Genomic DNA, 22,887 nt, shown 5'->3' with positions numbered 1-22,887 from the left:
TGGGGGGTGGGAGGAAGTTCAGGGTGCGCAGAGCGGTTCGCTGGCGGGGCTGGTGGGGCCTCAGCCGGCGAACCAGCGCACCGGCTTCGGCGCCAGGTTCTGGTAGACGTGCTTGGTCTCGCGGTACTCGGCGAGGCCGGCGGGGCCGAGTTCACGCCCGGTGCCGCTCTTGCCGAAGCCGCCCCACTCCGCCTGCGGCAGATAGGGGTGGAAGTCGTTGATCCAGACGGTGCCGTGGCGCAGCCGTCCCGCGACGCGCCGGGCGCGGCCCGCGTCGGCGGTCCAGACGGCCCCCGCGAGGCCGTACTCGGTGTCGTTGGCGAGGAACACCGCCTCGTCCTCGGTGCGGAAGGTCTCGACGGTGAGGACCGGGCCGAATACCTCTTCGCGCACGACGCGCATATCGCGGTGGCAGGCGTCGAGAACGGTCGGCTCGTAGAAGTAGCCGCTCTCCGGCCTGGTGTCGGACGGCTCGGGACGCTTGCCGCCGCAGCGCAGCACCGCGCCCTCCTCGAGCGCGGAGGCGACGTACGACTCGACCTTGGCGCGCTGCTGCGCGGAGACGAGCGGACCGCACTCGACGCCGTCCTCGGTGCCCCGGCCGAGCCTGATCCGCTGGGCGCGGCGGGCGAGTTCGGTGACGAAGCGGTCCCGGACGGACTCCTCGACGATGAGCCGGCCGCCGGCGGAGCAGACCTGGCCGCTGTGGATGAAGGCGGCGTTGAGGGCCTGGTCGACGGCGGTGTCGAAGCCCTCCTCGGTGGCGCAGGCGTCGGCGAAGACCACGTTGGGGTTCTTGCCGCCGAGTTCGAGGGCGACCTTCTTGACGGTGGGGGCGGCGGCCTGGGCGACCTTGGTGCCGCTGACCAGGCCACCGGTGAAGGAGACCAGGTCGACGTCGGGGTGCTCGGCGAGCCGGGCGCCCACGGTGTGGCCGGGGCCGGTGACCAGGTTGGCGACGCCGGCGGGCAGACCGGCCTCGCGGAGCAGGTCGATCAGCGCGATGGTCGTCATCGGGGTGATCTCACTGGGCTTGATCACGAAGGTGTTGCCGGCCGCGAGCGCGGGGGCGATCTTCCAGCTCGCCTGGAGCAGCGGGTAGTTCCAGGGGGTGATGAGCGCGCAGACGCCGACCGGCTCGTGGACGACGACGCTGTGGATGTCGGGGGAGCCGGCGTCGACCACGCGGCCGGGCGCCTCGCCGGCGACCAGGTCGGCGAAGTAGCGGAAGGCGTCGGCGACGCAGTCGATGTCGACGCGGCCCTCCTCGACGGTCTTGCCCGCGTCCCGGCTCTCCAGCAGGCCGAGTTCCTCACGGTCGCGCACGAGGAGGTCGGCGACGCGGCGCAGCAGCGCGGCGCGCTCGGCGACCGGGGTGCCGGGCCAGGGTCCGTGGTCGAACGCCTGCCGGGCGGCGGCCACCGCACGTTCCGCGTCCTTCTCGTCACCCTCCGCGACCAGGGCGAACCGCCGGGCGTCCGCGGGGTCGAGGATCTCGCGCGTCGCACCGGAGGCGGCCGCCAGCCATTCCCCTCCCGCGTGGATGGTCGCCTGGTCCTGTCGTTCCGTTGTGTCCGCCATGATCGGTGTCGCCTTCCGTTCCTGTTCGGTTCCCATGTGTCACGCAGGCGGCGTGCTCAGAGACCGTCGCCGCCTGCCCGCAACGCGGGCATGCATGCCAAATCAGTGGCCCGCAGTGCGCGGCGTCACTGAAAAATCATGCGAAAACGGACAGAAACAGGTTATTTGGCGCGACGCGCTCAGTCCATGGGCGCGTCACAGCCCGTATCGGGCGGGCAGAACCCGCTCAGGGCGGTGTCGAGCAGCTTCAGCTCGTCGTCGCCGCCGTTCTTGTCGGGGCCGTAGGCGGCGACGGCGTAGATCCGTCCGTCCACGGCCATGAAGCGTTCGTCGTAGACGTGCCAGCCGCCGACGTCCGGTTCGCCCTTGATGCTGTCGGCCAGGTACTCCATGCGCGAGCCGGTGAAGTCGCCCTCGTCGAGATCGAGCAGGGACAGCTTCCGGAACCCCGGCGGCTTGGCGGTCGCGTCGGACAGGTACATCTCGAACGACTCGTCCGGGGACGCCTCCGCCACCTGGTAGATCTGCAGCCGCTGCTTCCGGTCCGGGCTGCGGTAGTTGACGATCCTGATGCCGTAGGAGGAGGGCAGCGTCGACCGCGACCAGCCCCTGGGGCGGGCGATCCGGAAGCCCTCGTCGTCGTCGTAGGACTCCCAGTCCGCGGGCAGCGGGCTCGCCGAGGCGGAGGGCGTGGCCGTCTCCTCCGTGGCGGACGCCGAGCCGGACGGGTCGCCGGACGGCTCCGGGGACTCCGTGACCGCGGAGGCGCTCGGCGAGCCGGCCGCCGGTGCGGGCCGGTCGTGATCACCGGGCCGGACCACAAGGGTCAGGACGAGGCTCGCGGCGACCCCGACCACGGCGGCGCCCACGACGACCGTCCAGACCGTTCTCCGGTTGAGTCCACCGGTGCGCGCGGGAGCCGGGCCGGGCGGCACGGGCCACTCGGGCGAGGACCAGCCCGCCCCGCCGCCACCCGCTTCGAGGCCGCTCGGCCCGCCCGGCGGGTCAGCGGAGGCGCCCGGCCAGGACCCGTGCGGGACGGCGGACGGGTCCGGCCACGGCGCCGGCGGCACGGCAGGCGCCTGCTCGGGCGCCGGAGGCGCGGACGGTGCCGACGGCGTCGAAGGGGCGGACTCCGGCGGGGCGGGCTCCGGCGGGCCGGACGCGCGCTCGGCGGCCGTCCGCGGTCCGGCCGGCGGCCACCCGGGCGCCCGGTCCGGCATGGCCGGCATGGCCGGCGGCGGTGTCACGGGTGCGCCGGCCTGACCCCCCTCGCCGTCCTCCCAGCGCTGGGTCTCCTCGTTCCAGTACCGCGCTCCCCCGCTCATGGCGTCCGCCTCACAGCCCCACCAGGCCGGCCAGCGTGCCCGCCGAGGCGAGCAGGCCGACCAGCGCCTGGGAGTCGTCGAGCAGCCGGCGCAGGCGCTCGCGCCGGGAGGGCGCGGCCTGGCCGGTGCGGGTGATCTCGTCCTCCGTGTCCGCGAGGGCGGCGTCGAGTTCCGCCGTCCGCTCGTCGGCCCGTACCCGTGCCAGATCGGCGCGCAGCTCCCGCACGGCCAGCAGCAGCTCCTCGGCCGCCGCGTCGCGCGACGCGGCCGTGCCGTGGTGGCTCTCGGCGTGCGAGTGGTCGCCGATGGCGAAGGTGCTGTGCGAGACGTCGCCGATGCTGACCCTCGGCTCATTCGTTGCCATCGGTGTCGGCTCCCTTCCGCGGCTCGCCGCCGCCGTTGGTGGAGGAGGCGGAGGAGTTGTCACCGACGGCGAAGGTGCTGCCCTCGACCCTGCCGATGTGCACGCCCCCGTTGCTGATGTTGTTGATCTGCTGGACGAACTCGCCGGTCTGGTAGCCGGCTTCGGCGAGGGCCGCGCGCACGCCGTTCGCCACCCGGTCCTGGATGCTCTTGAGGTAGCGCGAGGCGTCCATCTCCTGGAACTGCGAACCGGCGTCGGTCGAGCCCAGCTCCCGGACGGACAGCGCGGGACCGTCCGGCAGCGCGTTCGCGTACCCGCCGGTGAGCAGCCGCCAGCCGTACGCCACCGCCCTGCCGAGGACGATCAGGGACCGGGCCGGCGAGACCGGCACCCGGGCGACGGCCCAGACCGCCTTGCCCAGCGCGCTGTTGTGCCGGTAGCGGTGGGCGGCGCGGTCGGCCTCCTTGAAGAGCGGTCGCACCGGCTGCAGCACGTGCGGGGCGATCTCCAGCATGAGCATGCGGCCCTGGGTGTGGACGCGCACGAAGACGGTGACGACCAGCTCCTCCTCCCAGCCGCCGACGCGGATGCGCAGGAAGTGCCGGCGCTTCTCGGCGCCCTCCTCGACCGCGTGCGCGCGGTGCTGCTCGAAGGCCTGCTGCTGGTACGGCGCGTCGTCACGGCGCAGCAGACCCTCCGCGGGCAGGAACACGCACTCGTCGATCTCCAGCCAGCGCAGCCGGTCACGCACCCCGGGCCCCGCGTACTCGGCGGGCAGCCGGAGCCGCTCCACCAGCGGCCGGATCCTCTCCAGCACCAGCCGGTTGCTGATCGGCTGCTGCCGCTTCTTGAGCGCGTCGGGCTTCAGCTCGACGGCCAGCACCCAGGGCTGCTGCGCCTGCCCGGCCCCGCAGAACGGGCGCGCCTCGTGGTACATGACCAGCGGCGCGTGCTGTTCCGCGCGGATGCGGTGCCTGAGCCACTGGAACCGCCGGTTCTCGCCCTGCTCGGCGGGGTCGTCGGCGGCGTCGGGGAAGCGCTGCGGGGACAGCTCGCCGGCCAGGACACGCGCGAACTGGCCCCGCTGGCCCGCCAGGCACACCGCGATGAGCGCGAGGACCACCAGGGCGGCCCAGGCCTGCCACGGCTTGAAGTGGGTCCCGGTGTCACCGGAGCCCGGCAGGAAGACGTCGCTCAGGCCGGGCGAGTCGGAGGTCCCGTACGAGTCGTACGGGTCGTACGAGCTCCCGTAGGAACCGGACGACGGGCCGTCGTCCCCGCCGGCGAACGCGGCGATCACCGTGAAGACCGCCATCACCGCGAGCAGGATGCGGCCCCACCAGCGGAAGAAGAAGGCCGGCACCGCCCGGTACAGCGGGGCCACCGGTGCCCGGCCCCGGATCCAGACACCGATGGCGAGATACAGGCTGGGCAGCACGTAGAGGGCCAGCAGGCCCTGGGTCAGCACCGCCCCCAGCAGCCACAGGCCGAAGATCGCCCCGGCCCACTGGAGCTCCTGCCGGCGGGCGCGCAGGGCGTGCGCGAGGACGCGGGCGGCGTCGAGGCCGAGCGAGGGCGCCGCGAACCGCTGCTCGTTGAGGTGCAGTTCGTCGATCACCTGGTCCCGGTAACCGGGGTCCAGGTACGTGCCCGCGCACAGCAGCCGGGTGGCCTCACTGGCGTGCGGTGGGGTGGGCGGTGCTGCGGAAGGTGCCGTCGCAGACGTCGGCCGCGGTTGCTGCGGCACGGATGCGGTGTTCACGCGATTCCCCCGAGGCGTGGTAAGTCACTCAGCGAAGAGATGAGTTGACGAGCCATCAGCATAGGGCAACGGTGCGACACCGGCCGGGTTCGCGTACGCACGGGAGCGGCCCCGCTCCGGAGAACCGGAGCGGGGCCGCTCATGCGCACGGCGTCACCGCCGCGGTCGTCCTCAGATGAGGCCGAGACCGCGGACCGCCTCGCGCTCCTCCTCGAGCTCCTTGACGGAGGCGTCGATGCGGGCGCGGGAGAACTCGTTGATGTCCAGGCCCTGGACGATCTCGTACTTGCCGTCCTTGGTGGTGACCGGGAAGGAGGAGATCAGGCCCTCCGGGACGCCGTAGGAGCCGTCCGACGGGATGCCCATGGAGGTCCAGTTGCCCTCTGCGGTGCCGTTGACCCACGTGTACACGTGGTCGATGGCGGCGTTGGCGGCGGAGGCGGCGGACGAGGCGCCACGGGCCTCGATGATCGCGGCGCCGCGCTTGGCGACGGTCGGGATGAAGTCCTCGGCCAGCCACTTCTCGTCGTTCACGACCTCGGCGGCGTTCTTGCCGGCGACCGTGGCGTGGAAGATGTCCGGGTACTGGGTGGCGGAGTGGTTGCCCCAGATGGTCAGGCGCTTGATGTCGGCGACCGTGGTGCCCGTCTTCTTCGCGAGCTGGGTCAGCGCGCGGTTGTGGTCGAGGCGGGTCATCGCGGTGAAGCGCTCGGCCGGTACGTCCGGCGCGGCCGCCTGGGCGATCAGCGCGTTGGTGTTGGCCGGGTTGCCGACGACCAGGACCTTGATGTCGTCCGCGGCGTGGTCGTTGATGGCCTTGCCCTGCGGCTTGAAGATGCCGCCGTTGGCCTCGAGCAGGTCGCCGCGCTCCATGCCCTTGGTGCGGGGGCGGGCACCGACCAGCAGGGCCACGTTGGCGCCGTCGAAGGCGACGTTCGGGTCGTCGCTGATCTCGATGCCCTGGAGGAGCGGGAAGGCGCAGTCGTCCAGCTCCATGGCCGTGCCCTCGGCGGCCTTCAGCGCCGGCGTGATCTCCAGGAGGCGCAGCTTGACCGGCACGTCCGCGCCGAGCAGCTGGCCGGAGGCGATGCGGAAGAGGAGGGCGTAACCGATCTGGCCGGCCGCGCCGGTGACGGTGACGTTCACGGGAGTGCGGGTCATGGCGTTCTCCGTATGACAGCTGGCGGTGGGGCGGCACTGCCCCGGATGATCGATCTCTTGGCGTCAAGAGAATCCAGCGGTCAGGCTATCGCGCATCCGTCATGCGAGACGTCCGGGGCCCTGTGGCCCAGCCCACAAGTCGGGCCGCCGGGTCGCGGGGCGGGGTCACGACGGCACGGGGAGGCGGCCGTCCGTCCGGGAGAGGGGGACGGAGACGGCCGCCGGTGGGGGTGCCGGACTGCCGGACTCCCGTGGGGGTACGGTTCGCGTGCCCGGGATACGGAGGCCCATGCGCCTTGCTCCGGAAATCCACCCGAACGGGTCGTTCCGCTTCCGCACCGGCCGCCGCCCGACCGCCTCCCGCGGCCCGCCACCCTCCGCGACCGGATGCCTCGCGGGGCCCGCTGCCTCGGGGGCAGCCGCCTCGTGAGGCCCGCTGCCTCGTGAGGCCCGCTGCCTCGGGGGGCAGCCGCCTCGTGCGGTCAGCCGCCCCACAGGGTCCGCTACTTCGTGCAGCCCGTCTGTCCGGAGGCGAGGGTCGCGCAGGCCTCGGCGTCGGCCGGGTCCTTCACGGCGACCATCGGCGTGTAGGCGATGGTGTCCCCGGCCGCGGTGATGTCGCCCTTCTGGCGCGCCTTGCCGGCCGAGACCTCGACCTGGTCGCCCGGGACGCCGCCGGTTATCCGTCCCCAGGCCGTGCCGCAGGTCCGGCTGTATCGGACCTCCAGGGTGGTGGCGCCGACGGTGGCCGTCTTCGCGGTGCTCACCAGGCTGCCGCTGCAGCCCATCGCCTCCGCGTCCTTGCCGGTGCAGGCCGCGCCGGCGCACTTGACCCCGGCGGGCAGGCTGGGACGGGTGCTGGCGGCCGGGGAGGGCGCCTTCGCGGCACCCTCGCCCTTGCCGCCGCCCCGGTGCGTGAACAGGAAGACGGCCGCCACGACGACGAGTACGGCGCCGGCACCGGCGAGAAACAACGTCAGCCACCGCCTGCCGCCGGACCCCTGGGCGGAACGGTTGGCCGCGGGGGCCGGCTGCTGCTGAGCGCCGTACGGGGCCGGCGGAACCGGCGGGGTGCCCGCACCGTCCGGCAGCGTCGGGGGACGCGTGCCCGGGCGGCCGCCGGCCCGCGACGGACCCTCGTAGCCCGCGAGGCCCCAGGAGTTGACCTCGGGGGCCGGTGCGCGGCCCGCCGGTTCGCGGTCGTCGGCGTCGGAAGCGGTCGGCTGGGCCGGAACCCGCGGCGGGGCCCCGGCGGGGCCGGCGGCACCCGGGACCGCGGCGGTGCCGGTGCCCCGGTGGGCCGTGCGCGTACCGCCCGCCCCCTGGGCCTCGGCCTCGGCCGCCCCGAACTCCCCGAGCGCGGCGCGTGCCTGGGAGATACGAATCTGCTCCATGGTCCGGTCGTGCCGCATCTCCGCGCGGCTCCAGGCCCGCTCGGCCAGCTCCCACATCGTGGTGAGGTGGACCGGGTGGGTGCCGGTGACCTCGGCGAGCGCAACGATCGCGCCCTTCGGCGCGAGGAGCCGGCCGCCCAGGTAACGCTCCCAGGACGTCTTGCTGTAGCCGGTCCGGTCCGCCAGCGCCGCGATGCTCAGGCCGCTGCGGTCCACGAGCGCCCGCAACTGGCTCGTGAACTCCTTGATCTGCGGATCCAGCTCGTCCGGCAAGGCTTTCCATCGAGGCATCGTGCTTCCCCCTCTTCCCCCCGGTTGGTGCTGTTGGTTCCCTCGCGCCGTTCCCCACGCGTGGCCCTCGCGCCGGTCCGGTCCGTTCCCGGCGCGACATCGTTCTGGCCCACCCACAGGGATGCGCCGACCAAGGATCCCAGTTCCCGGAGCGGGGGCGCACGCGAGCACCGGTTCCACCGGTCGCGCACCCGCCCCCACGGAGCCTTCGTAACGTAGCGCCGATTCCCCGGGGCGGCGACGCGGCCCGCACACATGTGGCAGTGCGCGGACACCGTAGCGGAACGGTCACTTCCGTGCCACAGCGCACGGACAGCCGTTGAACTGGCGGTTCACGGCAGGGAAGGCTTACGTCCTGACGGCGGTCCGTCCTTGCTCGGGGGAGGGGACGGGCCGCCGTTCCACGGCGGCGCCACCGGGCGGCCCGTCAGGGACCGCGCCGAGGACGCTACTTGGCCAGCGTGAAGTGCAATACGTCCTTGAGGAACGGAATGGGTAGCCAGGGGTTGGGCTGCACCGTCATCGCCAGCAGCACGATCGCGAGCCCCAGGACGCCGTAGGTGACGATGTCCGTGAACCGCGAGCGGACGGCGAGCATGCCGACGCTCGGCAGCGCCCAGCGCAGGACGGCCCCCGCCAGCAGGGCGGCGCCGATCAGCAGGGTGCCGTAGCGGAACACGTCGAGCGCGGTCAGCAGCAGACCGAGCGCGACGGTGGACAGCACGACGAGCATCGGCCACTGCCGGGCGGGCGCCGGGGCGTCGCCCGGGGCGGCCCGGCCGCCGCCCTCGGGGCGCGCGGTGTCCCTGGTGAACAGCGGGAAGCGGCGCGTGACGCGCCGCGGGCGCCCCTCGGCGTCGGGGGCGCTGATCGCGTCGCGGGCCGTCGGTCCGGTCACCGTGCGGTCGTCCTCAGCCGGCACTGCGCTCCGCCGCCTCGACCACGTTGACCAGCAGCTGCGCCCGGGTCATGGGACCCACTCCGCCCGGGTTCGGGGAGATCCAGGCGGCCACCCCGGTCACGTCCGGGTGGACGTCGCCGACGATCTTGCCCTCGGCGTTGCGGGAGACACCGACGTCCAGCACGGCCGCGCCCGGCTTGACGTCCTCGGCGCGGATCAGGTGCGGGAAGCCGGCCGCCGCGATGATGATGTCGGCACGCTTGAGGTGGGCGGACAGGTCACGGGTGCCGGTGTGGCACTGGGTCACGGTGGCGTTCTCGCTGCGGCGGGTGAGCAGCAGCGGCATCGGGCGGCCGATGGTCACGCCGCGGCCGACGACCACGACCTCGGCGCCCTTGATCTCGACGCCGTGGGCCCGCAGCAGGCTGATGATGCCGTTGGGGGTGCAGGGCAGCGGCGCCGGCTCGTTCAGCACCAGGCGGCCGAGGTTCATCGGGTGCAGGCCGTCGGCGTCCTTGGCCGGGTCCATCAGCTCGAGGATGCGGTTCTCGTCGATGCCCTTGGGCAGCGGGAGTTGCACGATGTAGCCGGTGCAGGCCGGGTCCTCGTTCAGCTCCCGGACGACCGCCTCGATCTCCTCCTGGGTGGCCGTGGCGGGCAGCTCGCGCTGGATGGAGGCGATGCCGACCTGGGCGCAGTCGCGGTGCTTGCCCGCGACGTACTTCTGGCTGCCGGGGTCCTCCCCCACCAGGATCGTGCCGAGGCCGGGCGTGACGCCCCTCTCCTTCAGCGCCGCCACGCGGGCGGTCAGCTCGGACTTGATCGCGGCTGCGGTGGCCTTGCCATCGAGAATCTGGGCGGTCATGCCCCCATCCTCGCGGATGACCGGCCCCCGGTTCCAATCCGGGTCCCCGCCGTCCGGCAGCTGGGACGGCCCGGGCCGCGGACTCGGATGTCCGGACATGATCGACGATGTTGCACTTGCACAACGCATCGCGAATCCGGCTGGACAAGAACTCGCCTCCCCGACGACGATGAACGGCGCAGTATCGCGGTCCGGTTGGGGGGCAAACCGCTCAGATCCTGACGTACCTCCGTTCCTTCCGCGTCGTCCCCGCAGATACAACGGAGGAAATCCGCCATGAGTTTCGGCTCGCCCAACAACCCCTATGGTCAGCCGCAGGATCCGCAGCAGGGTTACGGTCAGCCGCAGCAGCCGGGCTACCCGCAGGCTCCGCAGGGCGTGCCGCCGCAGCAGGGCTACGGCTACCCCCAGCAGCCCGGCTACCCGCAGGCTCCGCAGGGCGTCCCGCCGCAGCAGGGCTACGGCTACCCCCAGCAGCCCGGCTACCCGGGTTACCCGCAGCAGGGCGGGTACGGGATGCAGCCGCAGTACGCGAACTGGGGCCAGCGGTTCCTCAGCAAGCTGATCGACACGATCATCTACATGGTCGCCTACGTCCCGTTCGCCGTCATCGGCGCCAAGGCGGGTGCCCCGGCGCTGACGCTGGTCGGCTTCCTGCTCGGCATCGGCGTCCTCGTCTGGCAGGTGATCCAGGAGGGCAAGACCGGCCAGACGGTCGGCAAGAAGGCGCTCGGCATCCGCACGCTCAAGGAGGACACCGGCCAGCCGCTCGGCGGCGGCATGGCGTTCGTGCGCCAGCTCGCCCACATCATCGACGGTCTGCCCTGCTACCTCGGCTACCTCTGGCCCGCGTGGGACTCCAAGCGCCAGACGTTCGCCGACAAGATCTGCGGCTCGATCGTGATCCGCAACCCGTGAGCTGAGCGCCCGCACGACGAAGCGGCCTCCGGCCCCCCGCGAAGGGGGCCGGAGGCCGCTTCTCCTAGGGCCTGTCTGACAATTCCCGCCTGCCGCGCGACGCCATGCACGCACTCTCGCCGCACCGGCCCCAGACCCAAGTACGTCCAGTACGCGGCCCTGGAGCCGGCCCGCCGAGAGCACGCACCTGACGCCGCGCGGCCGCCCTTCGGGCGACGACGCGAATTGCCAGACAGGCCCTAGCCCCGCGGGCTCAGTGGAAGAAGTGGCGCGTACCGGTGAAGTACATGGTCACGCCCGCCTTCTTGGCAGCCTCCACGACCTGCTCGTCACGGATCGAGCCGCCCGGCTGGACGATGGCCCGGACGCCGGCGCCGATGAGGATCTCGGGGCCGTCGGGGAAGGGGAAGAAGGCGTCGGAGGCCGCGAAGGCGCCGCGCGCCCGCTCCTCGCCGGCCCGCTCGACCGCCAGCTTGCAGGAGTCGACGCGGTTGACCTGGCCCATGCCGACGCCGACCGAGGCGCCGCCCTTGGCGAGCAGGATCGCGTTGGACTTCACCGCGCGGCAGGCCTTCCAGGCGAAGGCGAGCTCGGCCAGCTCGGCCTCGCTCAGGGCCTCGCCGCTGGCGAGCGTCCAGTTGGCCGGGTCGTCGCCCTCGGCCTGCAGCCGGTCGGTCACCTGGAGCAGCACGCCGCCGTCGACCGCCTTGACCTCGACCGGGTCGGCCGGGCCGTTCGGGGCCTTCAGGACCCGGATGTTCTTCTTCTTGGCGAGGGCCTCCAGGGCCCCCTCCTCGTAGCCGGGCGCGACGATGACCTCGGTGAAGATCTCCGCCACCTGCTCGGCCATCTCCTTGCTGACCGGCCGGTTCACGGCGATCACGCCGCCGTACGCGGAGACCGGGTCGCAGGCGTGCGCCTTGCGGTGGGCCTCGGCGACGTCCGCGCCGACCGCGATGCCGCAGGGGTTGGCGTGCTTGATGATCGCGACGCAGGGCTCGTCGTGGTCGTACGCGGCACGGCGGGCGGCGTCCGTGTCCGTGTAGTTGTTGTACGACATCTCCTTGCCGTGGAGCTGCTCGGCCTGCGCGAGGCCGGCGCCGCCGGCCTCGACGTAGAGGGCGGCCGGCTGGTGCGGGTTCTCGCCGTAGCGCAGGGTGTGCGCGCGCTCCCACGTGGCGCCGAGGAAGTCGGGGAACGACGACTCGTCGACGGGGGCGTAGGAGGAGGCGAACCAGGAGGCGACGGCCACGTCGTAGGCGGCCGTGTGCTGGAAGGCCTCGGCGGCGAGCCGCTTGCGGGTGGCGAGGTCGAAGCCGCCGGCCGAGGCGGCGGCGAGGACGTCGGCGTACCGCTCCGGGCTGGTCACCACGGCCACCGACGGGTGGTTCTTGGCGGCGGCGCGGACCATCGAGGGGCCGCCGATGTCGATCTGCTCCACGCACTCGTCGTCCGAGGCGCCGGAGGCGACGGTCTCGCGGAACGGGTACAGGTTGACGACGACCAGGTCGAACGGCTCCACGCCCAGCTCGGCGAGCTGCTCGCGGTGGCTGTCCAGCCGCAGGTCGGCGAGGATGCCCGCGTGCACCTTGGGGTGCAGCGTCTTCACCCGGCCGTCCAGGCACTCGGGGAAGCCGGTCAGCTCCTCGACCTTGGTGACGGGGACGCCGGCGGCGGCGATACGGCCGGCCGTGGAGCCGGTGGAGACCAGCTCGACACCGGCCTCGTGCAGGCCGCGCGCGAGGTCCTCCAGGCCGGTCTTGTCGTAGACGCTGACGAGCGCCCGGCGAATGGGCCGCTTGGTGCTCTCGGCGGTGGCGGTCACTGGATAACTACCTTTCGTCCCTCAATGCGATAGCCGTTGCGGGCGAGCCGCCCCACGACCTCGACGAGCAGCCTTCGCTCGACTTCCTTGATGCGCTCGTGCAGCGCGCTCTCGTCGTCCTCGTCCCGGACCTCGACCACGCCCTGGGCGATGATCGGTCCGGTGTCGACGCCGTCGTCGACGAAGTGGACGGTGCAGCCGGTGACCCTGGCGCCGTACGCGAGCGCGTCGCGCACGCCGTGGGCCCCGGGAAAACTGGGCAGCAGGGCCGGGTGGGTGTTGACGAACCGCCCGCCGAACCGCGCGAGGAACTCCTTGCCGACGATCTTCATGAAACCGGCGGAGACCACGAGGTCGGGCTGGTGCGCGGCCACGGCCTCGGCGAGGGCCGCGTCCCACTCCTCCCTGGTCGCGTGGTCCTTCACCCGGCACACGAAGGTCGGCAGTCCGGCCCGCTCGGCGCGGGCGAGCCCCTCGACACCGGCGCGGTCGGCCCCGACGGCCACGATCCGCGCCCCGTACTCCTCGGCTCCGGTGCGCTCGATCTCGTCCAGCAGCGCCTGGAGGTTGGTGCCGGATCCGGAGACCAGCACGACGAGGCGCTTGACCGCTCGGCCAGCGGGGGTGGCGGCCACGGCGGGGCCCTTTCTCGGTGAGCGACATGTCCGGCCGGCGGTTTGTGCGTTCGCACCAATGCTTCGCGCCCCGGGATACGGGGAAGTCTACGAAGCGGCCGACCGTCAGCAACGATACCGGCACTCCGGAAGGCCCCCTCGGGACGGGGGCGTGGCCGGAAGGTAGCGTTCGGAGGGAATCACGAAGGAGCAACCCCGGGAACGCGGTCGCCGTGCGGTGCGTTCACGGGGTGGAAGCTCAACGCGGACAGCCGCGCTCACCTAGGGGAAGACGCTCTTTTGATGCCCGATCGCAGCCTGCGACTCCTCACGTTCCCGCCGCTCCGGGCCCAGCGAGGCGAGCGTGCCGGCGTGCTGCTCCGGGAGCGGCCGGCCTCGCCGCCCGAGGCGCCGTCGGGCGGCCGGGACGGCGACGGGCAGGACGGCGGGCGCAAGGACGACAACCCGTTCGCGCCACCCCCGGAGGGCACCCCGGACCAGCCGTGGCGGCCCCGCCGCCCCGAGGGCTCGGACCCGCAGGGCGAGCCCCCGTGGGGCAGTCAGTGGAGCGACCGCCAGCCCGGCCGCTCCCCCGGCGGCTTCGGTGAACGTCCCGGCAGCCGGCCCGAGGGCCCCGGTCCGGGCGGGCCGGCCGGCCCCGGCACGCGCTGGGACCCGACGGACCCGGCCCAGCGCCGCGCGCGCTACGCCCTGCTGTCCGGCATGTGGGCCGTCTTCTTCGCCCTGTTCAGCTGGCCGTACGTGGCGCTGCTGCTGGGTGCGCTGGCCCTGTACTGGGGCATCAGCGCCCTGCGCGCCAGGCCCCGCGACACCGGCCCGGACGCCCCCGCCCCGGGGCCGGGCGCCCGCCCGCAGACCACGGCGGCGATCAGCGGCCTGGTCACGGCGGGCCTGGCCCTGCTCCTGGTGGTCACGACCTTCACGGTCCAGCTCGTCTACAGCGACTACTACACCTGCGTCAGCGACGCCCTGACCCACCAGGCCAAGCAGTCCTGCGACCAGCATCTGCCCAAGGAACTGCGCGGGGTCCTCGGCGTCAGCGACGGCTGAGGCACCCACTGCCGGGCGGTGGCCGGACAATCGTCGCCCGGTGGCTCGGCGGGCCCGGGGTGTCCACCGGCGCCGGTGACATGATCCGGCCTCCGCGAGAGGCGGGCGGCCGCCGGGAGCGGTGCGCGGCTACTCGTCGGCCGGCGGCTCGGTCGGGCCGGGAGGGTCCGGCGGTGTCGCCGGGTGGGGTACGGCCGGCTGGGAGGTTGTCCCGGCGGGCGGCGCCGGTGACGGCGCCGGCTCGTCGGTCCGGGCGGGTGGTTCTTCGGGAGTCGGGTCGCCGGTGGGCCCGGGCGTGTCCGTCGCCGGTGCCGGGGGCGGCAGGGGTGGCCACTCCGTGGCCTGCGGGGGCGTGGCGGCCGCGCGCAGGGCCTCCCACCGGGAGGCCCGGGCGAGGTCGTCGTTCTGCCAGGCCGGCGGGTACGGGCCGTCGGTGGGCAGGAAGTCGTACAGCTCGTCCTCCATCTGCCCCCCACCCGGCGCCTTCGCCGTCTTCACGCCCTTCCCCGACTTCCCCGACTTCCCCGGCTTCCCCGGCTTCCCCGGCCTCGGCGTCGCGTCCTCGGCGGTCTGCTCGGGGGCGCTCTTGGGCGCGGCCTGCGCGAGGGCTCGCCCGGCCCCCGTGTCGTCCGCCGCTCCTCCGGCGGGCTCGGCGTCCCGGACCCGGCCCCTCCACACCCGCCAGGCCCACGAGATCAGCGTCGACGGCAGACCGGTCACCGTGATCCACAGCGCGGCCACCGGACCGCCCTGCCACCACACCGGGCCGAAGTCCGCCAGCGCGGCCGCGCCCAGGCGGCCGCCGGACAGCGCGGCGAGGAGCGCCACGGCCGCCCCGCACAGCAGCGCCGCCAGGACCAGCGCCCCGGCCGTCCGCACGGCGGACCAGGGCGCGGCCCGCCGCCGGGTCTCCCCGGCCCCCGTCCGTCCCCGCTCGCCCGCGGCCGCCCGCGCCAGGAACCAGGCCACCGTCACCCCGGCCGCCACCGGCACCAGGGCGGCGGCCCAGTTCAGCCGCGTCCCGGGGCCGGGATCCGGCACCGCGGCGAGCAGCGGGAACGGGGGCAGGAGCGGGGCGGGGTCGGAGGCGAGGGGGTGCACCAGGTGCCCGGTGCCGAGGACGAAGCCGGGACCGAGGGCGTAGGAGGCCGACCACACCGCCGCGTTCGGGATCAGCGCGATGCCGAGCAGCAGCACGGCGAAGCGGCCGGTCCAGCCCGCCGTGAGCTGGAGGAACGACGCGCGCGCGATGTCGCCGTGCAGCACCAGCGACACCCCGAGCAGCAGCGCCCCGCCCCCGACGAGCACGGCGGTCCCGGCCGCGGCGGCCCGGACCGCCGCGTCCAGCCGGGCCCACGCGTCCGCCCCGGCCAGCAGCCGCCGCACCGGCCCGGGCAGCAGCGGCAGCAGTCCGCGCAGGGGCCCGCGCGGACAGCCGTGCGCCGTCCACACCCCGGCCGCCGCGGGCACCGCGGCGGCCAGTGGCAGGCAGGCCGCCACCCAGCCCCACTGGGGCCGCAGGACGCCGCCGGAGCAGTACAGCGCGGCGGCGACCCCGACCCCGAGGTAGCCGAGCACCACGCCCGTCCACGCCGTACGCGCCGGGACCGGCGGCGGGCCGTCGGGCTCGGGAGAGGCGTCGGTGGCGTCCCGCGCCGCCCGGTACACGAGCCACACCGGGAGCGCGAGGAGGAGCAGCGGGGTCACGCCCACCGGCTGGGGCGCACCGGACAGGGTGTCGGTGCGGACGAGTTCGACGCCGTGTCCCAGCAGCCACAGCGCGGCGGCGACGTGCAGAGCGCCGTCGGGTCCGCTGTCGGGGTACGGCGAGCTGATCCACAGCGCCAGCACGAGTACGGCGAGCGAGCCGAGCCCGAGCGCCGCGGCGACCGCGCCGCCCAGCAGGCCGGCGCCCAGTCCGGGCGATCGGTCGCGCATTCCGTGCAGCAGGGGCGGCAACGACGGTCGGCGATCGGTCATCAGGGTCACGCCCGCCATGCTCCCAACGACACGCGCTTTCCCGTCGTAACAGCAGAACCTCCGATGTGTCGCTCAATATATGTTTATGTACTTTTTCGGCTGAAGGAGTGTTCTGTGACGGAAAGCCCGGCCAGCCAGTTGCCACCACCCAAGGAACGCCGACGCCTGCGGGAGGCCGGATCGCTGACGCAGGCTCAGGTCGCCGAGCGGGTCGGCGTCGCTCGTGCCACGGTCCGCGCCTGGGAGCGCGGCCGCAGCACTCCCGGCGGCCAGGAGGGCGCGGCCTACGCCCGCCTGCTGGCCGCCCTCGCCGGACCCGCCGCCGACCGGACGGACGCGGCCGGCGGGGCGGGATCGCCGTCGGCGCTGACACCCGCTCAGGCCTTCGACGCGCTGTACGCGTTCTGCGCCCCCGCTCTCGCCCGGCAGGCCTACCTGCTCACCGGGCGCCGCGAACTGGCCCGGGAGGCCGTGGAGCACGCCTTCCAGCTCGCCTGGCAGCGCTGGCCCGAAGTGGCCCGCGACCGGGACCCGGCGGGCTGGGTCCGGGCGGTGGCCTACGAGTGGGCCCTCTCCCCCTGGCACCGCTTCCGCCCCCGTCACCGCTCCCCCGAGCCCCCGCCGGCCGACCCCGCCGACCGCGCGCTGCTGACCGCCCTGCTCGAACTGCCGCCGTCCTACCGGCGCACCCTCGTCCTGTACGACGGCGTAGGCCTCGACCTGCCGGAGACGGCGGCGGAGACGGAGGCCAGCACGCCCGCCGCGGCCGGCCGGCTGACCCGCGCCCGGGAGGCCATGGCCGCGCAGGTCCCGCACCTGGCCGACCCGGCCGCACTGCACCGGCGGCTGGTCGAGCTGGCCTCCACGGAGCGGCTGCAGCCGCCGAGACCGACGACGGTACGGACGACCGGCGAACGCCGGAACGTGTTCTGGACCCGCGCGGCCATCGCGTTCACGGTCGCGATCATCGGCTCCACGGCGCTGACCCTGCGCACGGCACCGACCCACTACGAGCCGCCGATCGCCCCGGCCCAGGCGGTGCAGGGGGTGCCGCCACCGGCCGCCCTGGGCCCCTTGTCGCACGAGCAGCAGGCACTGCGCGACAAACTCCGGCACTCCGCGACGAGCGGCCCGGAACGTCTGACGCCCGTGGCCGGATGACCCCGTCGAGCCCTGCGCACGGCCGCGAAAAAGCCGGCAGGCCCGCCCCCGGACGGGGACGGGCCTGCCGGCACTCGGCTACGACGCTCAGGCGCTCAGGATCTCCCGGGCCAGCTTCGCCGTCTCGGTCGGCGTCTTGCCGACCTTGACGCCGGCGGCCTCGAGGGCCTCCTTCTTCGCCTGGGCGGTGCCGGACGAACCGGAGACGATGGCGCCGGCGTGGCCCATGGTCTTGCCCTCGGGCGCGGTGAAGCCCGCGACGTAGCCGACGACCGGCTTGGTCACGTTCTCCGCGATGAACGCGGCCGCGCGCTCCTCGGCGTCGCCACCGATCTCACCGATCATCACGATCAGGTCGGTGTCGGGGTCGTCCTGGAACGCGGCCAGGGCGTCGATGTGGGTGGTGCCGATGATCGGGTCGCCACCGATGCCGACGGCCGTCGAGAAGCCGATGTCACGCAGCTCGTACATCATCTGGTACGTCAGCGTGCCGGACTTCGAGACCAGGCCGATGCGGCCCGGCTTCGTGATGTCGCCCGGGATGATGCCGACGTTCGACTGGCCCGGCGTGATGATGCCGGGGCAGTTCGGGCCGATGATGCGGGTCTTGTTGCCCTTCTTGCCGGCGTACGCCCAGAAGGCGGCCGTGTCGTGCACGGCGATGCCCTCGGTGATCACGACGGCCAGCGGGATCTCGGCGTCGATCGCCTCGACGACCGCGTCCTTGGTGAACTTCTCCGGCACGAAGATGACGGAGACGTCGGCGCCGGTCTTCTCGATGGCTTCCTTGACGGTGCCGAAGACCGGTACCTCGGTGCCTTCGAAGTCCACGGACTGACCCGCCTTGCGCGGGTTCACGCCGCCCACGACGTTGGTGCCGTCCCCGAGCATGAGCTTGGTGTGCTTCATGCCCGTGGAGCCGGTCATGCCCTGGACGATGACCTTGCTGTCCTTGTTGAGCCAGATAGCCATGGTGTGTTGTGTCCTCGTCCTGAGTGCTTACTTGGCGGCGTGGGCCAGCTCGGCGGCCTTGTCGGCCGCGCCGTCCATGGTGTCGACGCGCTGCACCAGCGGGTGGTTGGCGTCGGTGAGGATCTGCCGGCCCAGCTCGGCGTTGTTGCCGTCCAGACGGACGACGAGCGGCTTGCTGACGTTCTCGCCGCGGTCCTCGAGGAGCTTCAGGGCCTGCACGATGCCGTTGGCGACCTCGTCGCAGGCGGTGATGCCGCCGAAGACGTTGACGAAGACCGACTTGACGTCGGGGTCGCCGAGGATGATCTCCAGGCCGTTCGCCATCACCTGGGCGGAGGCGCCACCGCCGATGTCCAGGAAGTTGGCGGGCTTGACGTTGCCGTGCTTCTCACCGGCGTACGCCACGACGTCCAGGGTGCTCATGACGAGACCCGCGCCGTTGCCGATGATGCCGACCTCGCCGTCGAGCTTGACGTAGTTGAGGTTCTTCTCCTTGGCGGCGGCCTCGAGCGGGTTGGCCGCGGCCTTGTCGTGGAGCTCCTCGTACTCGGGGTGGCGGAACTCGGCGTTCTCGTCGAGCGACACCTTGCCGTCGAGGGCGATGACCTCGCCGGAGGCGACCTTCGCCAGCGGGTTGACCTCGACCAGGAGGGCGTCCGACTTGATGAAGGTGTCCCACAGCCTGATGAGGACGTTGACGACCTTGTCCGCGACCTCGGCCGGGAACTTGGCGGCCTCGACGATCTCGCGGGCCTTGGCCTCGTCCACGCCGTCGATGGCGTCGATCGCGATCTTGGCGACGGCCTCCGGGCGGGTGGCCGCGACCTCCTCGATCTCCATGCCGCCCTCGACGGAGGCGATGGAGAGGAAGGTGCGGTTGGCACGGTCGAGGAGGAAGGAGACGTAGTACTCCTCGACGATCTCCGGAGCGGTCTCGGCGATCATGACCTTGTGGACCGTGTGGCCCTTGATGTCCATGCCGAGAATGTCCGTCGCCCGGGCGACGGCCTCGTCCGCGGAGGCGGCCAGCTTGACGCCACCGGCCTTGCCGCGACCACCGACCTTCACCTGCGCCTTGACGACGGACTTGCCGCCCAGCCGCTCGGTGATCTCGCGCGCCGCCTCAGGCGTGTCGATGACTTCACCGGCCAGCACCGGTACATCGTGCTTGGCGAAGAGGTCCCTCGCCTGGTACTCGAACAGGTCCACGCGCTTCCGTCCCTATCAGTGATCTCGCGGTTCGTTGGATGCGTGGGCGTGCCGCGAAGGGCAACGTGACGTCCGCTGTGTCACAAGGGAAGCGCACACGGTGTCCGAGCGCGCGGCATGTCCGTCTCGCAGGTTATCGCCGCTTGCCGGGGGTCCCTAAATCGAGGGTCACACCTGAGCGGTGATACCTGTCACATGATGCCGGTTTTGCTGGCACGGCGTGCCGATGATGAGGGCTTGTGCGGGGTTGTGCGCGGCCTCACCGGGCTGGGGTGAACCCGGTGAGGCCCCCGAACGGGCCGCTGGGGCCCTGGACGGGCGGTCCCCACCCCAATGGGAACCACCCGCCCGGTGCCGTGGAGGGCCGGCCGGACGGGCCGACGGGATTCGGCCGTCCGGGTCCGGTCCGCTCCACGGAGTCGGTCGCGGACCTCAGGCCCGCACGCCGTACTGGTCCGTCAGGTCGTGCGCATACCCCGGAGTGACCGTCTCAGCGGACCGCCCGGCACCGTCCACGGCATGGGCGGCCGGCGGCCCGGCGGTGACCCGCGCGGTCCAGCCGAGGTCCTGGGCGAACGGGCCGACCTGACGCGTGACGGGACCGGCCGCGCCGGCGACGCCGTCCGCGAACGGCACCGCCTCGCCCGCCACACCGTGCGCCAGTCCGCTCGCGCTGCCGCCGACACCGTCGGCGACCGGCCGTACCGCCCCGGTGACCTGGTCCACGACCGGCCGCACGGACCCGGTGACCCCCGCCGCGAACGGCGGCACCTGCCCGGTCACGCCCTGCACGAGGTGACCGGCCTGGCCGGTCACCCCCTGGACGGCCGGCGGCACGGCGCCCACGACACCGGCCGCGAAGGGCGCCACGGCGCCGGTCACCCCGTACGCGAGCGTCCCCGCGTCCGTCACGGCCTGTCCGGCGACCGGCACGACCCCGTGCACGGCGGCACCGGCGACCGGCGGCAGCACGGCGTCCGCGGTGTCGTGGACGACCTGGCCGGCCAGCCCGGTGGCGTACGGCGACACGTCCCCGACGGCACCGCCGGCGACGGGGAGCACGTCGGCCAGGGCACCGGTGGCGGTGCCGTCCACTCCGGCCACGGCGGACCCGGCGGTGCCGTGCACCCCGCCCGCCGCGCCCGTGGCGGTGCCGTCGACGCCGGTCACGGCACCGCCGGTGACGCCGAGCACGCCGGTCGTCGCGTCCGCGGCGAGACCGCGCGCCCGCGCCACGGCGTCCGCCGCCGTGACCCCGACGCCCGCGACCGCGTACCCGGCGGTGGGCAGCACGCCCGACACCGCGCCGGTGGCGGTGCCCCGGACGCCCGTCACCGCGCCCGAGACGGCGCCGTGCACGCCCTCGACCGCGTGCCCGGCGGCCGGTACGGCTCCCGCCACGGCCTGTCCGGCGACCGGCAGCACGCCGTCCACCGCGGCGGAGGCCACCGGCGGGACCGCGGCGGCGGTCGTCTCGTCCACGACCGGCGCGGCCGTCCCCGGCACGGCCCGCACGGTGTCCGTCACTCGCCGCTGGGCGCCGGCGACCGTGCCGGTGACGTGCGCGGGCACTCCGGAGACGGTGGTCCCGGCCCTCAGCCGGGCGTCGGACGCGGTGGTCCTGAGCCCGGTCTGCGCGGCGGCCAGCGCCTCCTCCACCTCGGGGGCGAAGGAGGAGAGCGGGCCGAAGAGGTAGTCGATCTCGCCCTGTGCGGTGGGGGCCGGGAGGGGGGCGGCCACCTCGGCCGCCCTGGCGGGCCGCGCGGTGGTCCCGCCGAGGAGCCCGTCACCCGCCGCCCGCAGGTGCGGGGCGTGCTGGGCGGCCGGCGCGTGCGCCTCGGCCCGGTCCTGTCCGGCGCGGGCCGCCTGTGCGCCCTTGATGGCCTGGTCGCCCCTGATCCGCTTGGCGGCCGGGGTCGCGGTGTCGGCGTCGTGGCGGGCCCGGTCGGCGGTGCCGGTGGCGGTCCCGGCCGTCTTGCGCGCCCCGGCCGCCGTGCCCTGGACGGTGTCGGAGCCCGTGTCGGTGAGCCGGGAGACGGTGCCGGTGACACCGGTGCCGCCGGCGACATCGGTGACGTCGGTGAGGACACCGTCGACGGTGTCGGTGAGCGTGCCGGTCAGGGTGCCGGTGCTGCTGTCGGTGTCCGGTACGGAGACCGAGGGGGACGACAGTTCGTCGGCGCTGGCGGCGGCCGAGCCCAGCGCCCAGGCGCCGGTGACACCGGCGGCGATCACGATGGAACGGCGGATGTTCTTGTTCATTGCGTGCGTCAGTCCTTCGGAAACGGCTGAGGGGTTTCCGTCCGGGATCTCCGAGAGGATCGGGAAGGGGGCCCGGACGGGCGGGCAGACCTGCTGCGCCCCGCGCGACAGGTCGGTGGCGGGGTGGTCGGCCCTGAGCCCTAGCCGGGGAAGAGGGGGATGTCCCGGTGCCGTTCCCGGGTCCCGGGCGCGTCGACGCGCGCGGTGGTGCCGGGCAGGAGCCGCAGCGGCGCCCGGCCGTCGAGGGCGATCGCGTGCGCGTCGCCGTGCCGGGACGCGGTGCCGTCGGTCGCCTGCTTGCCGAGGGCGCCGTCCGGGTCCGCGGGCGGCGTGGGCCGCTGGGCCGGGGCACCGGCCGCGGCGGTGGCACGGCGCGCCGGGACGTGTGCCGGGGCCTGCGCGGCGGCGGGCCCGGCGTCCGGTCCGTAGGTGACCGCCGACGGGCGCGCGGGGGCCGCGGCACGGTGGCCGGGGTGCTTGGCGCTCTCGGCGCCGGGCCGCTCGGCCTGTCCGGCGGCCGGTGCCATGCCGCCGTGCCGGTCCGGCCGGGGTCCCGGCGTGACCGGCGCGGGCGGCTGCTGCACGGGCAGCCGATCGGAGATTCCGGGGAACTGCGGCACGGACAGCGAGGACGATCCGGGCAGCGCCGTGGCCCGTGCCGTGTCGAGGGTGCCGGCCGTCTCGCGCACGACGGTGCGCACCGGGGCGACGACGCGTTCGGTGACCGCCCCCACCGAGGTGACGGCCCGTTCGACGACGGTGCCGTCGGTGACCCCTCGCACGGAGGTGACGGCCCGTTCGGCGACGGGTCCGGCCTCGACGTCCGATGCGATGACGGAACTCGCCGCGGCGGCCGGAGCGGTGACGGACCTCGCCGTGGCGGTGACGGTCCTCGTCGTGGCGGTCGTGGTGCCGGCCGCATCCGCCTCGGTGGTCGGCGCCTTGATGGTCGGCGCCTTACCGATCAGCGCCTTGATGGTCGGCGCCTCGGCGGTCGTCGCGTTCTCGTGCCCGGTCCTGGGTTGTGCCGAACTCACCGGGACCGCGGGCGTGCCCTCCGCCGCGTGGGCCTGCTCCCCGCAGAGGAAGCCGAGAGCGAGCAGTCCGCCGAGCAGCAGCGCCAGTTGGAGCGCACGCCGCCCGGCCGCGGTGCGCAGCGTGCGCACCGCGGTCCCGAACGGAGCTGCTGTCAGGGTCAAGAGGCGAGAGCTTCCTCGGGTCGGTGGGG

General features: G+C 73.9%; 18 protein-coding genes. 3 read left to right on the top strand and 15 right to left on the bottom strand.

All coding sequences use genetic code 11. The features are described from left to right. Positions 1–60 precede the first annotated feature (60 nt). The 8 genes from ACWCPN_RS21120 to ACWCPN_RS21085 form a co-directional block, all read right to left on the bottom strand. Entirely contained in the window at positions 61–1,581 is a 1,521-nt protein-coding gene (locus ACWCPN_RS21120) for an aldehyde dehydrogenase family protein (protein ID WP_451208250.1), read from the bottom strand. Between the two features lie 179 nt (positions 1,582–1,760). Continuing rightward, the gene (locus tag ACWCPN_RS21115) at positions 1,761–2,909 is read right to left on the bottom strand and encodes a hypothetical protein (protein ID WP_451208247.1); all 1,149 of its coding nucleotides are present in this window, start codon (positions 2,907–2,909) and stop codon (positions 1,761–1,763) included. 10 nt (positions 2,910–2,919) lie between these two features. Continuing rightward, positions 2,920–3,273, bottom strand: a complete 354-nt coding sequence (locus ACWCPN_RS21110) for a hypothetical protein (RefSeq protein ID WP_199211673.1) — start codon at positions 3,271–3,273, stop codon at positions 2,920–2,922. After that, positions 3,260–5,035 carry a hypothetical protein gene (locus ACWCPN_RS21105; protein WP_451208243.1) on the bottom strand — a complete coding sequence of 592 codons (1,776 nt, stop codon included), beginning with the start codon at positions 5,033–5,035 and terminating at the stop codon, positions 3,260–3,262. Before ACWCPN_RS21105 ends, ACWCPN_RS21110 begins: the two co-directional genes overlap by 14 nt. 171 nt (positions 5,036–5,206) lie before the next feature. Next, positions 5,207–6,196 carry a malate dehydrogenase gene (locus tag ACWCPN_RS21100; RefSeq protein WP_365120794.1) on the bottom strand — a complete coding sequence of 330 codons (990 nt, stop codon included), beginning with the start codon at positions 6,194–6,196 and terminating at the stop codon, positions 5,207–5,209. A 503-nt stretch (positions 6,197–6,699) separates the two neighbouring features. Then, the gene (locus ACWCPN_RS21095; RefSeq protein ID WP_451208240.1) at positions 6,700–7,881 is read right to left on the bottom strand and encodes a DUF2690 domain-containing protein; all 1,182 of its coding nucleotides are present in this window, start codon (positions 7,879–7,881) and stop codon (positions 6,700–6,702) included. Between the two features lie 448 nt (positions 7,882–8,329). Then, positions 8,330–8,803, bottom strand: a complete 474-nt coding sequence (locus ACWCPN_RS21090; RefSeq protein WP_451208237.1) for a DUF3017 domain-containing protein — start codon at positions 8,801–8,803, stop codon at positions 8,330–8,332. Then, a complete protein-coding gene (locus ACWCPN_RS21085) occupies positions 8,793–9,647 on the bottom strand; it encodes a bifunctional methylenetetrahydrofolate dehydrogenase/methenyltetrahydrofolate cyclohydrolase (RefSeq protein ID WP_392402850.1) in 855 nt (284 codons plus the stop codon). The genes ACWCPN_RS21090 and ACWCPN_RS21085 overlap by 11 nt, the downstream gene beginning before the upstream one ends. Before the next feature lie 276 nt (positions 9,648–9,923). On the opposite strand from ACWCPN_RS21085, the gene ACWCPN_RS21080 reads away from it, so the two are divergent. Beyond that, positions 9,924–10,565, top strand: a complete 642-nt coding sequence (locus tag ACWCPN_RS21080; protein ID WP_392292022.1) for an RDD family protein — start codon at positions 9,924–9,926, stop codon at positions 10,563–10,565. A 253-nt stretch (positions 10,566–10,818) separates the two neighbouring features. On the opposite strand, the gene purH is transcribed toward ACWCPN_RS21080, so the two are convergent. Both purH and purN read right to left on the bottom strand, forming a co-directional pair. Then, positions 10,819–12,390 carry a bifunctional phosphoribosylaminoimidazolecarboxamide formyltransferase/IMP cyclohydrolase gene (gene purH / locus ACWCPN_RS21075; RefSeq protein WP_451208234.1) on the bottom strand — a complete coding sequence of 524 codons (1,572 nt, stop codon included), beginning with the start codon at positions 12,388–12,390 and terminating at the stop codon, positions 10,819–10,821. Next, the gene (purN, locus tag ACWCPN_RS21070) at positions 12,387–13,025 is read right to left on the bottom strand and encodes a phosphoribosylglycinamide formyltransferase (RefSeq protein WP_199211666.1); all 639 of its coding nucleotides are present in this window, start codon (positions 13,023–13,025) and stop codon (positions 12,387–12,389) included. The genes purH and purN overlap by 4 nt, the downstream gene beginning before the upstream one ends. Before the next feature lie 282 nt (positions 13,026–13,307). On the opposite strand from purN, the gene ACWCPN_RS21065 reads away from it, so the two are divergent. Next, positions 13,308–14,075 carry a hypothetical protein gene (locus tag ACWCPN_RS21065; protein WP_451208231.1) on the top strand — a complete coding sequence of 256 codons (768 nt, stop codon included), beginning with the start codon at positions 13,308–13,310 and terminating at the stop codon, positions 14,073–14,075. Positions 14,076–14,204: 129 nt separating this feature from the next. On the opposite strand, the gene ACWCPN_RS21060 is transcribed toward ACWCPN_RS21065, so the two are convergent. Continuing rightward, a complete protein-coding gene (locus ACWCPN_RS21060) occupies positions 14,205–16,073 on the bottom strand; it encodes a cell division protein PerM (RefSeq protein WP_451208228.1) in 1,869 nt (622 codons plus the stop codon). Between the two features lie 96 nt (positions 16,074–16,169). Here ACWCPN_RS21060 and ACWCPN_RS21055 point away from each other — a divergent pair, with 96 nt between their 5' ends. Next, a complete protein-coding gene (locus ACWCPN_RS21055; RefSeq protein WP_451208225.1) occupies positions 16,170–17,216 on the top strand; it encodes a sigma factor-like helix-turn-helix DNA-binding protein in 1,047 nt (348 codons plus the stop codon). Between the two features lie 87 nt (positions 17,217–17,303). Here ACWCPN_RS21055 and sucD read toward each other — a convergent pair whose 3' ends face one another. The 4 genes from sucD to ACWCPN_RS21035 form a co-directional block, all read right to left on the bottom strand. Then, positions 17,304–18,188 (bottom strand): succinate--CoA ligase subunit alpha, encoded by an 885-nt coding sequence (gene sucD / locus ACWCPN_RS21050; protein ID WP_451208222.1) that lies wholly within the window; start codon positions 18,186–18,188, stop codon positions 17,304–17,306. Between the two features lie 27 nt (positions 18,189–18,215). Continuing rightward, the gene (gene sucC / locus ACWCPN_RS21045; protein ID WP_365120813.1) at positions 18,216–19,397 is read right to left on the bottom strand and encodes an ADP-forming succinate--CoA ligase subunit beta; all 1,182 of its coding nucleotides are present in this window, start codon (positions 19,395–19,397) and stop codon (positions 18,216–18,218) included. Positions 19,398–19,829: 432 nt separating this feature from the next. Next, complete coding sequence (locus tag ACWCPN_RS21040; RefSeq protein ID WP_451208219.1) at positions 19,830–21,659, bottom strand: hypothetical protein; 1,830 nt, start codon at positions 21,657–21,659, stop codon at positions 19,830–19,832. Between the two features lie 140 nt (positions 21,660–21,799). After that, positions 21,800–22,858, bottom strand: a complete 1,059-nt coding sequence (locus ACWCPN_RS21035; RefSeq protein WP_451208217.1) for a hypothetical protein — start codon at positions 22,856–22,858, stop codon at positions 21,800–21,802. Positions 22,859–22,887: the final 29 nt, after the last annotated feature.

The sequence above is a fragment of the Streptomyces sp. NPDC002386 genome (genome assembly GCF_053593175.1).
Note: the sequence above shows the minus strand (reverse complement) of the source record. Positions and strands in the feature narration are given on the sequence as shown.